Raw genomic sequence first — 12451 nt, forward strand, 5'->3', positions numbered from 1 at the left:
AGATGCTACTTTAGCTGTATAAGGGTGTTTGGAAAGCATGATAGGCAATGAATCCACCAAAGATACATTATCATAGCAATCATTAAAATTCATTTGATTCATCAAATGGGAAATAATTACCTCAAAATGCCAGTATATTGCATTAATTCGTGCATTATAAGCTTGATATGACGGCAATTTTGGAAACCATGATGACCAATGATTGACCATATAATTATAAGTTGAGCGATGGCTATAATGGCCTTCGAAAATACCACATAGGTAAATCGTTATTGCCTCTTGGTCTGTAAATTCAGGACAATTATTATTGCTCTGTCTTTGGAAATGTAAACTCATGTGCGTATCATAGCACTCACAAACAAGGCTGTAAGTTTGTATTAATTGTAAAGGTCGCATTTTGCAATTTAACAAAATACTCCTTGTTTGTTTCTGATAATTTCAACCCTTGATTCACATACTTAAATCTTCACTATACCCTGTTCTTTAGAAAATAGAAAACCAATACTTCCTACTTACAACTCTCTGAACATAATATAACTATCTACCAACCCTAATTCTTTATGCCTGAAACCTTTGGGAGTTGTGCCGATAATACGGAAGCCTGATTTCTGCCAGAGTTCTATGGCTACTGTATTGGTACTTACCACAATATTAAACTGAATACCATAGTAGCCTTTGTCTTTAGCGAATTGCAGTGAGTGTTCACAAAGCAACTTGCCAATACCTTTATTCCGATGGTCAGGGCTTACCATGTAGCCACAATTAGCAATATGACTTCCTAACCCAGGCTGATTAGGCTTTATAAAATAAGTGCCTACTATTTTGTCATTTTCTACGGATACAAACGTGTCCATCACTTCGGCAAACCAATAGTTTTGCAGAGAAGATTTAGAGGTATCAGGGCTGAATACATAGGTATCTCCTGCTTGTACTACGCTTGAGAATATCTCCCATACGCCATCGTAGTCAGTTTCTTTTGCTTTTCTTATCTCCATTGGGTAGTAAACTTTTGCTGAATATACTTTAGCAAAAGTATCATTCCGGTTATTATTTCAGAACAAATAGTGCATATATTTTCAAATTTACGATAACAAAAAAGCCGCACACGCAGGTGCAGCTTTTCAAAAGTTCTTCAGTCTGTTTTATGCTTCAATGTCATAAACCAGCAATGGTATGTCAGTCTTGGCAATAATCTCTTTCGACTTACCCGAATTGATAAATTCTGAAAGGAAACTGTGATGATGATGCGCTACTACCAATAAATCTGCTTTATGCTTATGCGCTGAGTTGAGTAAGCCCTCACTTACATTATCTGCTTTGATAGCTTCAAAAGCAAATTTCTCTTTCGAGAATCCCTCTTGTATATCTTTTAACATCTGTTCATCGTCCTGAACATTCAATTCAAAATCGGCATTTATTTTAATCAGTGTTATTTTTGAATCAAGTTCTTTGGCTAATTTAAATACCTTCCTTAAAACATCTTTCTCTTCTGACTCCAATTCAGTACCGTAAATGATATTATTAAACGACGGCTTATCGCTATCAGCCGGAACAATCAATACAGGTACACTTGTGCTATTAATTACGCTGGAGGCAGTTGAGCCAATCAGCCTGTCAAAAAAAGAACTATCAGTCGTTTTTCCGACAATAATCAAATCTGCTTTTTTATTTTTAGCAAATTCTGCAATACTTGACGACAAACTTCCGATAATCATCTCGCTTTCGGCCTTTATATGTTTTTCTTTCAATGTATCGGTAATTCCTTCCAACTGTCTTTCATAAGACTTTATCATCTCTTCCTGCAAGGTCGATGGGGCTATGGTATCATAAGCTAAATTAGGGTCTAACGGAACCATAGGAAAATAGACATGTACTACTAATAATTCAGCTTTAAACTGCTTGGCCAATGTGGTAGCGTAAGCCAGGGCGCTATCAGAGTTTTCTGAAAAGTCTGTAGCTATTATGATTTTTTTCATGGATTTCTTCATTGTTTATCTGTTAATAAAAGTATGTAAAAAATTTATACCACTACCCTGTTCAATATTAAATCTCTATAAAATTTCGTCGCAGATATTTTCTAATTTTGTAGCCGTTACCTATCATCCAAATACACTTGCCATAGTTTCAGACTTCATAAACCATGAATACCGATAGATTAATTAGTGCAGATATTGAAAACTTTTATACGCAAACTTCAGAAGAAGCCAGGCTTCAGTTAGGATTGGGGCCTTTAGAGTTTGAGCGTAACAAAGATTTAATACAACGCTACTTACCTGCATCAAAAGGAGTGATAGCAGACGTAGGCGGAGGACCCGGCGTTTACTCAGAATGGCTATCCGGTATGGGCTATACTGTACACCTGATTGACCCTGTTCCCAAGCATATCAAACAAGCCACCAAACGAGCCAATAGCCTGAAAAAACCATTTAAAGCGCATTTAGGCGAGGCAAGGCAACTGAATTTCGCTGATGAATCGGTTGATATGGTTATTTTACATGGTCCATTATATCATCTACAGGATAAAAAAGACAGAATAGACGCTATAAAGGAAGCCAAAAGAGTAGTAAAGAAAAATGGACTCATAGTGGGTTTTGCTATTAATTATGCGGCTTCTACTATTGCAGGTTTGTTGAATGGATTCATGCACGAACCGGGTTTTATAGACATGTGTAAACAGGAATTACTAACGGGTGTTCATACCCCCCCTGAAACTATGCCTGGTTCATTGGCAGAGGCCTACTATCATAAACCCGCACAACTAATCAGTGAATTTGAAGAGGCAGGGCTTGAGTTTTTGAATATCTACGCAGTAGAAGGGGTAGTGTGGTTAGATAAAAAATATTTTGAGAGCCGGGCAGATGCCAGAAAAAAACAGTCATTAATGGATTTATTAGCTATTACCGAAAGCGACCAGGCTCTGCTGGCTTTAAGTCCACACATGATGATAGCTGTCAGAAAAATATAGTATGACCTATTTCTCAGATTAAACTACTCAATTAAAACAGAATGGTATAGTCGGGCAAATACTTGCCCAAATTCAGTCTTTTTATTTGAACTTTTGAACTATTTATCAGTATATTTGAAATCATAATTAGTATACCTACTTTAAACCTATACATAATGCCTAATCTTAAAAACTTTAGATCTTTTCTGACTAAACAGCAAAAAGATGAACCTACTTTCTCGCTTAGTGGAATTGAGGAAAAATTAGAATTGCCTACTTTACTCTTGCAACACTTTATCAAAGGCAGAAAAGATTTAGGAGAATATAGCGATAAAGTGATTGAGTTTTTTTCTTCTATTGGCTACGATGATAATGTGGCTTATTAATTACCGGGTCTAAGTTCCTCAATCAACTTGCGAAACTGCAAAGGGGTAGTTCCTTCATATTTTTTAAATAAACGGCTGAAATAAGACTGGTCGAATAAGCCAACCTCAGCAGCTATTTCGCTGATTGATAAATTACTTTGATACAATAATATTTTGGCTTCTAATACAATGGTTTCATCAATCCATTTGGTAGGAGATTTTCCGGTTATGGCTTTTACTGATTTATTGAGATGATTGGCAGTAATGTTTAATAATGACGCATAATCGCTCACCAGGTGCTTGGTTTTAATATGTATAAACAGCAATTCTCTGAACTTATTAGAAATAGCAATGGCTTTCAGTTGCGTAATACCCGGCATCGGCTTATACCCCCTATTTATTTCGCATAATAAAGCTATCAAGTAAGACTGAATAAGCTCCCGGTTATGTAAACCATTGATTTCGTAATCAATTAAAATTCTCTCTAACAATTGCCTGACAAAACCGGAGGTCTGCGTATCTAAACTGATTTTCGGATTGCCCCACACCCGCAGAAACTCAAAATCTTTCAGCAAGTCGTTTTTGGCTAATTTGCCAATCATGAGGTCGTCATGAAAATTAAACAGGTAGCCTTTGTTAATATCAATATTATCGAAAGAAAAAACCTGTCCTGCTGCTACTACCAGACATTCATCTTTCTCAATCTTATAGGTTTCGCTACCTATACGCATAATAGCTTCACCGTCTGTCAGATAAATAAAAGTATGCGTATTTGTTCTAGCAGGTGGTACAGGCAACTTCATTAAGCGAATTAACTCTTCTACTCTTACTATAAAAAACTTATCGAAATCTGTTTTCAGTATAGTACCTGATTTATCTTCATGCTTTATGAAGTTGTTGCGGTAAGATTCTGCATTATATGTTTTTATCTGATTATTCTTAGGCAATTGCTTTCATAATGTTTCTTTTAATACACTATTTTTTTTCAAAATGTTTCTTTAAGAAATCAAAAATCTCTTCAAAATGCTTCAAGGGTTCAGTATGACCTCCTTCAATGGCTATATGCTCATAATAATGCCTAAATTTCTTACCCTTTAACCGATTAACAATGGCTTCCGACATAGGTGTTGAGCCCCACATCTCGTCTTTTGTGGCCGACATCAATAGAACAGGGCCGTTAATATTTTCTACCTGAATCAGGGCTTTTTCAACAGCTACTGTATCTTTCAGCATAGTATCAAATGCAAGTCTTAAATCTCTTTTGATTAAAGCAGGGATAGTTTCTTCAGAAACAGGTACGTAAGGTACTTCTAAGCCCTGATAAGTCCATGAAGAAGTAGATAAATGACTGGTAAGACCGGGAAAAGCTACATGACTGGGCACTATTGCCACCACGCATTTGATGGCTTTGAAATGACTGGCTAAGAGTAATGCTAATTCGCCACCTTTTGATCCACCTATCAGGGCTATCTTTCTATTATCAATTTTCGGATTTTTTGTTGCTTCCATAATGGCACCATACACTTTTTCCAAGGAAATACGGTCTAAACTATCCGGTGCGCCTTTTGCGCCAAAATAGCCAAGCGCTAAAAAGGCATAACCTTGACTGATAAACTCATCACGTGTGGATTTCCAGTAATTACTTGTCCAGGGATTACCCCCTTCTGAGCCGCCTAAGCCAACTATCAGTGCTTGCTTGTCTGATTCGCCCACATATAATTGGCTATTCACTCCGGGGGTAGATAAATTCTGAGAGAAACTATTGAAAGAAAAAATACAAAAGAAAACTAAGAATAAGGCTTTACAATGATTCATCTGATTGGTCGTTTAATAAATACAGCGTAAATTTGAACGCAATATTTCTCTTAACTTTTGACCTAAATCAAAAAATCACTTTTCAGCCCTGATTCTGCTTAAAGTTTCCTGAGTAATGCCAAGATAAGAAGCCACCATACCCAAAGGAATACGATGGTGAATCCCTTTATACACCTCACAAAAATGTTGATATTTCTCTTTGGCAGTTGTAAACCGCATAGAAGTGATGCGCTCGATGAGATATCCGAAAGTACTGCCCATTGACAGACGGGCGTAGCGTTCCATTTCCGGAAAATTATTAAACAAAAACATTAAATCCTGTACTTCTACTATATATACATCTGTTTGCTCAATAGCATCAATGTAATACAAATCAATCTTTCTTTGAATAAAACTGCGTGGCGAATTTGTCCAGTCGCCCTCACAACTGAAATACTCACTTATTTCTTTACCATCTTTCAGAAAATACAAGCGTAAAAGCCCTTTCTGAATAAAATAGCTTTTTGTACATATCCTGTCAGCCGAATGTAGTACCTCCCCTTTCGCAAAGGATTTAAAGGCAATCCTCTTCGTAAGTTCTTCTTTCAAATAGTCGCTTACCTTAATATATTGTGCAAAATGATTAAGTAAATCAGTCATCAGGAAAGATTTTTTGATGACTTAAAGATACGGATTTCAATTCTGAAACAACTTTTTATCAGCCCAAAAAGTCCCAAAAGGCACAACCGATGCTAATAGCGCTAATAAGGTTTTACGGATATTCCAGTTTTGCTCAATTTTTATCTGAATAACTGCCAGCACATATAAAATAAACAAAAGCCCATGCACTAAACCGAAAGTTTTATTAGGAGCCGGATTATCAAATGCGTATTTCAGCGGCATTGTAATAAATAACAAAACTAAAAATGAGATTCCTTCTATAAAAGCTAATAGTCGAAGTCGGCCTAATTGAGTTTTCAATAAATCTAACATGAACTATATTGTTTAAAAATTTCTAAAAAAAGGTCTGAACCAGGGAATAGCTAATAAGATAAGGGCTAAAGCAATAGAAAAATAAATGGTAATGGTTTTAAATTTGGCATGGTCAGTAGTAGCCCGTTTGGCCACAGAACCGCCTATAGTCATCACTACTATAGAGCTAAACATCATAGCTATGTGATAAATTCCAAAAAACCAGATTTCATGGTTGCCTCCCGAACCACTCTTCATAAAAAACTGCGTAATAGGGCTTAATACGAAGTATAAAGTAAAACCTATTAATAATTGTGTATGGCTGATTGTAGTCGCTATCATACGGGCAAAGCCATCTGCTTTGGTATAGGTGCGTTTACTGATAATGCCGTGAATACTTCTGCCAATGGCATAGAGCAGACCTATTAAGACGAGCCAACGAAAAACAGAATGGAGAAACACAAATATCTCGTACATAAACGCCTGATTTTTTTGCACAAAATTAGGCTCAACCGGCTATCAGATGTTAGGATTGATGAAGCAAAAAACCGGACTTTTCAATCATTTTTGCTGTTATTGATGTTAGATAATTTTCAGCCCTGATAATTATATACCCATTCCAATACATTGCCGTCATCCGGGTCATCAACGATGCCCACGCACGTAAAATTATTTTTTTCTAAAATCCGGCACGAAAACTTGTTTTCAGGTAATGTGCGTGCGGTAATTTGTACCGATGGGTCAGTATTGAGTGATAAATTAACTAACATTTTACAGATATTTGTTCCCACTCCCCGGTGTTGGTATTTTTCCATCGTTCCATAGGCAATTTCTATAGCCCCGTTTATCGGTTTCCCTTTTATCCCGGCACTACCTATGATATTCCCGTTCTCTTCAACAAAATAACAAATCCACGGAGGTAAATATCCTACTTTCTCGTAAAACTCTACTGTCATTTCTACCAGTTCCTGGCATTCAGGGTTTCTTAAAAACGCTTCATTCTCACTCAGGTATTCTTTAATAGGTACTAATTTCATAATAATCACAAATACATTTTTTGATAAAAAATATTTTCCTTATGGCTGGTAAAGGGTTAAAAATACAGTTTTTTAGAAAGATTTTCAGTGTTTTTTATACAAATTTATTGTACTATAGCCTTTTGGCCTTCAATTTCTGAACAAATTTACTTGGCATTATTTTTGCTAATTTTTCTTAAAATAGTACAACATAATATTTAATTCTCATTTCTTGCTGGGTTTACTCATCAGTAATACCATCTACAACTTTGCTTGATGCTCTTATAAGAATATAATGTAGTTAAGATTAGTCCTAATACAATTTCACCATGAATTATAAAATTTTACTATTTTCTTTTTTACTGTTATCCTATTCACTTACCGGGCAAGTTCTTAAACCTACATTCCGACATTTTTCTACCACCGAAGGGTTGTCGCAGGGACATGTTAGTGCTATTCTTAAAGACAAGAGAGGCTTTATGTGGTTTGCTACCTATGAAGGGCTCAATAAATTTGATGGGTATCGGTTTGTTATCTACAAACACTCGTCTGACGATAGCCTTAGTCTGAACAATAATATTGTTGATGATATTCTTGAAGATAAGGCAGGAAATATATGGATAGGTACTGCTGCCGGATTGGATAAATTCAATCGGGAAAAAGATAATTTTTCTCATTTCTTTCCCCCAAATGAATCAGTTCGCATCCGGGATATATTTCAGGATTCTCAGGACCGCATCTGGTTAGCCACAGGTACAGGTCTATACTTAGTCAATGTTGCCAACAATACTTTTAAGGTTTTTAAACATGAAGATACTAATAAAAATAGTCTGAGCGATGACGATATTAGCAAGATAGAAGAAGACAAAGACGGTAAACTGTGGATTGGCACTAAAAATGGGCTGAATAAGTTTGACCCTGATACTAAAACCGTTACTCGATACTTTAACGATCCCGCTAACCTCAACAGCATAGGCGCAAACTGGATTAAATCACTCTTCAAAGACAGCCGCAACAATCTATGGATAGGTACGCAACGGGGTGGTGTTTCAAAGTACAACCCTCAGACAGATACTTTTACTAATTTTAAACACGATCCGAAAAATCCTAACAGTATTGGTTATAACGACGTCCTGTCATTTATGGAAGATAACGAAGGCTATGTATGGGTAGGAACCGAAAATGGCGGTATAAGTGTCTATAATCCTAAAACCAACTATTTCCAGACTTTTCTGAATGATGCCAACGATAGAAGTAGCTTGAGCAACAATTCGGTGTATTGTATGTATATGGATAATATCGGCAATATATGGATTGGGACTTATTCAGGAGGGGTTAATTTTCTCCCTAAATTCGGCAGTAAGTTTACACTTTATAAAGAAGGGGCATCTGTTAGCGGACTCAAAAACAGTAGTATATTATCGATTGCCGGAGATAAAGATGGCAATGTATGGGTAGGTACAGATGGCGGCGGATTAAGTTTTTTCGACAAAAAGAAAAATACCTTTACCACCTACAAAAAACAATTATCAAACCCCGGCAGTATCAATTCAGACTATGTTGTTTCGGTAGCTGAACTCGATAAAGATTTGTTAGGCGTGGGCTTATATCTGGGCGGGTTTGATATACTCAATAAAAAAACCGGGAAATTTACCCACCACATGCCCGAAAGAAACAATACCCGTAGTATTGCTTCCGAAAGCGTTTATGCCATATTAAAAGCAAAAGATGGCAACGTTTGGTTAGGAACACTAAGCGGAGGGCTTAGTTACTACGACAGAAAAACTGACAGTTTTACCAATTATACGCATAACGTAAAAGACCCTAACAGTATTTCAAGCAATTTTGTACGGGCTTTGTATGAAGACGATAATGGCATATTATGGGTAGGCACCGATAACAGCTTAGATGCTTTTGATAAAAACACCAAAGTATTTACACACTTTACCCATAAAAACAACGACAAAAGGAGTATTGTTAATAACAATGTACAAGTAATAACCGAAGCAAAGAAAGGCTATCTATGGATAGGTACCACCGATGGTTTATCATTGCTTGATTTGAATACAAAAACATTTGAAACCATTAGCGAAAAAGACGGATTGCCTAATAATGTAATAAACGGTATTCTGAAAGACAGCAAAGGGAATTTTTGGATAAGTACCAACAAAGGCATAGCAAAATATAATCCTGCTACCAGAAAATTCCGCAATTACGATGTCTCAGATGGCTTACAGGGAAATGAATTTAAACCTGCTTCAGCTTTTAAAACAATTGATGGTGAAATGTTCTTTGGTGGCCCCGACGGGTTAAATGTTTTTCATCCGGACAGTATGAAAGACAATACCTTTATACCGCCTGTACATATTACTGATTTTCAGATTTTCAATAAATCGGTTGGCCTTAATCATAAGGATTCTCCGCTCATAAGTGCTATCAGTGAAACTAAAGAAATAGTGTTCACGCATGAACAATCTGTTTTTTCATTTGAGTTCGCAGCCTTGAATTATACATTATCTGAAAAAAACCAGTATGCCTACAAATTAGAGGGCTTTGATAAAGACTGGAATTATATAGGAAGCCGACGAACGGCCACTTATACCAATCTGGATCCCGGTACTTATACTTTCAGGGTAAAGGCTTCAAATAATGATGGTTTATGGAATGAAACCGGAACAGCCATTACGATTAAAGTACTCCCGCCATTCTGGGAAACATGGTGGTTCAGAACACTTCTGATGGCAAGTATTATCGGTACTGCCATAGCCTATTACCGCTACCGGATAAACACCATTAAAGCCCGTAACGAAAAATTAGAGAAACAAGTTGAAACCCGTACAGCGCAACTACGAAAGTCAACCGAAGAAGAGCTAAAAGCGAGACAGGACGCCGAAAAAGCCAATCTTGCCAAAAGTATTTTTTTAGCAACCATGAGCCACGAGATACGCACCCCTCTTAATGGCATTATTGGTATGACCTCATTGCTGGAAGAAACCGAACTGAACGAAGAGCAAAGAAACTATACAGATACCATACATACATGCGGCGAAGGATTATTGACAGTTATCAACGACATTTTAGATTTTTCTAAAATAGAGTCGGGCAATATGGAATTAGATGTGAAAGACTTCGATTTAAGACATTGTATAGAAGAAGTACTGGACATTTTTGCCGAAAAAGTAGCCAAGTCCAATATTGATTTACTATATCAGATTGACTGGGATGTGCCTATGCAGATTATCGGCGATAACCTGCGCTTACGCCAGGTTTTATTAAATCTTATCGGTAATGCTATCAAGTTTACACACAAAGGCGAGATTTTTATCAGAGTATTTTTAGTCAATACTGGCCAAAACGGACAGGTAGAATTAGGTTTTCAGGTAAAAGATACGGGTATTGGTATCCCTCCAGATAAAATTGATAAGCTATTTAAAGCTTTCTCTCAGGTCGATTCATCAACCACCCGTAAATATGGCGGCACTGGTTTAGGGCTTGTCATCAGCGAAAAACTGATTAAGTTAATGGGTGGCGATATAAGTGTAAGAAGTGAGGTAGAAAAAGGTACTGTATTTACCTTTACTATAAAAACAGAAATTAGTTCTATAAAAATATCGGCATTGCCTTTTAATCTGGATGTTTTAGAAAACAAAACAGTATTAGTCATTGACGATAACCTGACTAACCTGAGTATTTTTAAGGGGCAACTGGAACAATGGAAGATGATACCAACACTGATGTCTTCTCCACACGAGGCTTTGACTTACATTAAAGACAATAACAGTTTTGACATCGTCATTACAGATATGCAAATGCCTGAAATGGATGGTATAGAACTGGCATTGGCTATAAAGAAAATAGCGCCGAAAATTCCTATTATGCTTTTGAGTTCTATTTCTGATACTTTCTATAAAGAACATCCTGATTTGTTCAGCTCGGTATTGACCAAACCTGCCAAACAACATATTCTATGCAGAAATATCCATAACCAGATTATGTCGAAAGAACGTCCGGTAGTAGTAGAAAAAATACCGGGTATGCCTGCACAAAAGCTATCGGTTGAGTTTGCCATACAATACCCGATGAATATTCTGGTGGCCGAAGATTACATCATGAATCAGAAATTGGCGCTGCGTATATTAAGTAAATTGGGCTATGAAGCCGATTTGGCCGAAAATGGCATGGAGGTATTAGAGGCCATTAAGCATAAAGAATATGACGTGATTCTGATGGATGTACAGATGCCTGAAATAGACGGATTAAGAGCAACGGAGCTTATCAGAGAGCAGATGATTAACCAGCCGGTTATCATAGCCATGACTGCCAATGCCCTGCAAGAGAGTCGGGATGAATGTATCAGAGCAGGTATGGACGACTATATCAGTAAGCCCATCAATCTGGAATTTTTAGTAGCAGCGTTGGAAAAGTGGGGAACGCTCATTAAAAAAAAAGCCCGGAAATTACTTGAATCAGAAATTGTCTAATTGCCTATAGAGTGATATTGTGTCTGATAAAATGCTATTACGTTTGTAATAGCATTTTTTATTTAGGCTCTCCTTTAATAGGGTAACGATTTGATTAGCAATATTTTAGCAAATAAATAAACCCCGAATATGCACGAACTTGACATATTTCGGGGTTTTTCGTATTTTTCTTCTGCTAAGAATTAAAAATACAGATGCAAGGTACATTATTTGATTTGGATTCTCCAAATTTTTCCAGATTGCACATTTTCAAGAATAAGACAGAATTAGGTGCGATTTATCAAACCATAGATTGGGTAGCTTTAGACAATCTTCTTCCAAAAAAGAAAACCAAAGTTGGTTCTCCTTCCATTTTACCACCACGAGGATATTTTGGTTTAATGTTTCTGAAGCATTATCTGAAACTGAGTGATGAAAAGCTATTAGAGCGATTAAATACTGACTGGGCTATACAAATGTTTTGTGGCATTCAATTGTGTGATAATCAAATGGTTCGGGATAATGCTTTTGTCTCTAATGCACGAACTTACCTGGCAAAGCATATTGATTTAGGCGTTTTACAACAAACCCTTATTGCAAATTGGAAGCAGGAAATACCTGATAAACAAGTAGTACTAATGGATGCTACCTGTTATGAGTCTTATATTCGCTTCCCTACAGATGTGAAATTACTTTGGGAATCTTGTCAATGGTTATGGGAAAAACAGATTCCCACCCTGTGTCAAACTTATCGAATCAAATTACCTCGCTCAAAGTTTAAAGACCAAAAGACTAAATATATCTCTTACAGCAAACTGCGAAAGAAAAGCTATAGAAAAACCAGAAGCAGGCAAAATGCTTTACTAAAATTGTTGGATAAAGGAATAGAAGCCTATCAAT

The 12451-nt window shown here is 36.7% G+C and carries 12 protein-coding genes and 1 pseudogene; 4 read left to right on the forward strand and 9 right to left on the reverse strand.

From position 1 onward, the window contains the following. The 3 genes and pseudogenes from EWM59_RS26290 to EWM59_RS26300 form a co-directional block, all read right to left on the reverse strand. Positions 1-336: pseudogene (locus EWM59_RS26290) on the reverse strand (hypothetical protein); the annotation flags it as partial. Positions 337-512: 176 nt separating this feature from the next. Further along, on the reverse strand, positions 513-995 hold the full coding sequence (locus EWM59_RS26295; protein ID WP_130024201.1) for a GNAT family N-acetyltransferase: 483 nt from the start codon (positions 993-995) through the stop codon (positions 513-515). A gap of 147 nt (positions 996-1142) precedes the next feature. Continuing rightward, positions 1143-1976 (reverse strand): universal stress protein, encoded by an 834-nt coding sequence (locus tag EWM59_RS26300; RefSeq protein WP_165372308.1) that lies wholly within the window; start codon positions 1974-1976, stop codon positions 1143-1145. 164 nt (positions 1977-2140) lie between these two features. Here EWM59_RS26300 and EWM59_RS26305 point away from each other — a divergent pair, with 164 nt between their 5' ends. Continuing rightward, positions 2141-2965 (forward strand): class I SAM-dependent methyltransferase, encoded by an 825-nt coding sequence (locus tag EWM59_RS26305; protein ID WP_130024203.1) that lies wholly within the window; start codon positions 2141-2143, stop codon positions 2963-2965. Between the two features lie 155 nt (positions 2966-3120). Then, positions 3121-3330, forward strand: a complete 210-nt coding sequence (locus EWM59_RS26310) for a hypothetical protein (RefSeq protein ID WP_130024204.1) — start codon at positions 3121-3123, stop codon at positions 3328-3330. Here EWM59_RS26310 and EWM59_RS26315 read toward each other — a convergent pair. From EWM59_RS26315 to EWM59_RS26340, 6 genes are all read right to left on the reverse strand, one after another. Next, entirely contained in the window at positions 3327-4256 is a 930-nt protein-coding gene (locus tag EWM59_RS26315) for an AraC family transcriptional regulator (RefSeq protein WP_130024205.1), read from the reverse strand. The two genes, EWM59_RS26310 and EWM59_RS26315, sit on opposite strands and share 4 nt — an antisense overlap. A 28-nt stretch (positions 4257-4284) precedes the next feature. After that, positions 4285-5124, reverse strand: coding sequence for an acyl-CoA thioester hydrolase/BAAT C-terminal domain-containing protein (locus EWM59_RS26320; RefSeq protein ID WP_130024206.1), 840 nt, complete (start codon positions 5122-5124; stop codon positions 4285-4287). Between the two features lie 75 nt (positions 5125-5199). Beyond that, entirely contained in the window at positions 5200-5763 is a 564-nt protein-coding gene (locus EWM59_RS26325; protein WP_130024207.1) for a Crp/Fnr family transcriptional regulator, read from the reverse strand. A gap of 36 nt (positions 5764-5799) precedes the next feature. Beyond that, on the reverse strand, positions 5800-6096 hold the full coding sequence (locus EWM59_RS26330) for a DUF3817 domain-containing protein (protein WP_130024208.1): 297 nt from the start codon (positions 6094-6096) through the stop codon (positions 5800-5802). A 12-nt stretch (positions 6097-6108) separates the two neighbouring features. Continuing rightward, complete coding sequence (locus EWM59_RS26335; protein WP_130024209.1) at positions 6109-6552, reverse strand: hypothetical protein; 444 nt, start codon at positions 6550-6552, stop codon at positions 6109-6111. A 116-nt stretch (positions 6553-6668) separates the two neighbouring features. Next, positions 6669-7112, reverse strand: coding sequence for a GNAT family N-acetyltransferase (locus tag EWM59_RS26340; RefSeq protein WP_130024210.1), 444 nt, complete (start codon positions 7110-7112; stop codon positions 6669-6671). Between the two features lie 308 nt (positions 7113-7420). Between EWM59_RS26340 and EWM59_RS26345 the strand changes: the two genes are divergently transcribed. Both EWM59_RS26345 and EWM59_RS26350 read left to right on the forward strand, forming a co-directional pair. Continuing rightward, positions 7421-11572 carry a hybrid sensor histidine kinase/response regulator gene (locus tag EWM59_RS26345; protein ID WP_130024211.1) on the forward strand — a complete coding sequence of 1384 codons (4152 nt, stop codon included), beginning with the start codon at positions 7421-7423 and terminating at the stop codon, positions 11570-11572. Between the two features lie 194 nt (positions 11573-11766). Further along, positions 11767-12451, forward strand: a 685-nt coding sequence (locus EWM59_RS26350) for a transposase (RefSeq protein WP_130023161.1), incomplete at its 3' end; no start/stop codon positions are given.

Origin of the sequence: Emticicia agri, assembly GCF_004168285.1 — a bacterium.
In the GTDB taxonomy this organism is placed as follows: Bacteria; Bacteroidota; Bacteroidia; order Cytophagales; family Spirosomataceae; genus Emticicia; species Emticicia agri.

Bases quoted from the DNA above. Each gene is read 5' to 3' on its own strand.
- EWM59_RS26310 (WP_130024204.1), top strand. From the start codon at position 3,121: ATGCCTAATCTTAAAAACTTTAGATCTTTTCTGACTAAACAGCAAAAA.
- EWM59_RS26300 (WP_165372308.1), bottom strand. From the start codon at position 1,976: ATGAAAAAAATCATAATAGCTACAGACTTTTCAGAAAACTCTGATAGC.
- EWM59_RS26325 (WP_130024207.1), bottom strand. From the start codon at position 5,763: ATGACTGATTTACTTAATCATTTTGCACAATATATTAAGGTAAGCGAC.
- EWM59_RS26335 (WP_130024209.1), bottom strand. From the start codon at position 6,552: ATGTACGAGATATTTGTGTTTCTCCATTCTGTTTTTCGTTGGCTCGTC.
- EWM59_RS26345 (WP_130024211.1), top strand. From the start codon at position 7,421: ATGAATTATAAAATTTTACTATTTTCTTTTTTACTGTTATCCTATTCA.
- EWM59_RS26320 (WP_130024206.1), bottom strand. From the start codon at position 5,124: ATGAATCATTGTAAAGCCTTATTCTTAGTTTTCTTTTGTATTTTTTCT.
- EWM59_RS26330 (WP_130024208.1), bottom strand. From the start codon at position 6,096: ATGTTAGATTTATTGAAAACTCAATTAGGCCGACTTCGACTATTAGCT.
- EWM59_RS26340 (WP_130024210.1), bottom strand. From the start codon at position 7,112: ATGAAATTAGTACCTATTAAAGAATACCTGAGTGAGAATGAAGCGTTT.
- EWM59_RS26295 (WP_130024201.1), bottom strand. From the start codon at position 995: ATGGAGATAAGAAAAGCAAAAGAAACTGACTACGATGGCGTATGGGAG.
- EWM59_RS26305 (WP_130024203.1), top strand. From the start codon at position 2,141: ATGAATACCGATAGATTAATTAGTGCAGATATTGAAAACTTTTATACG.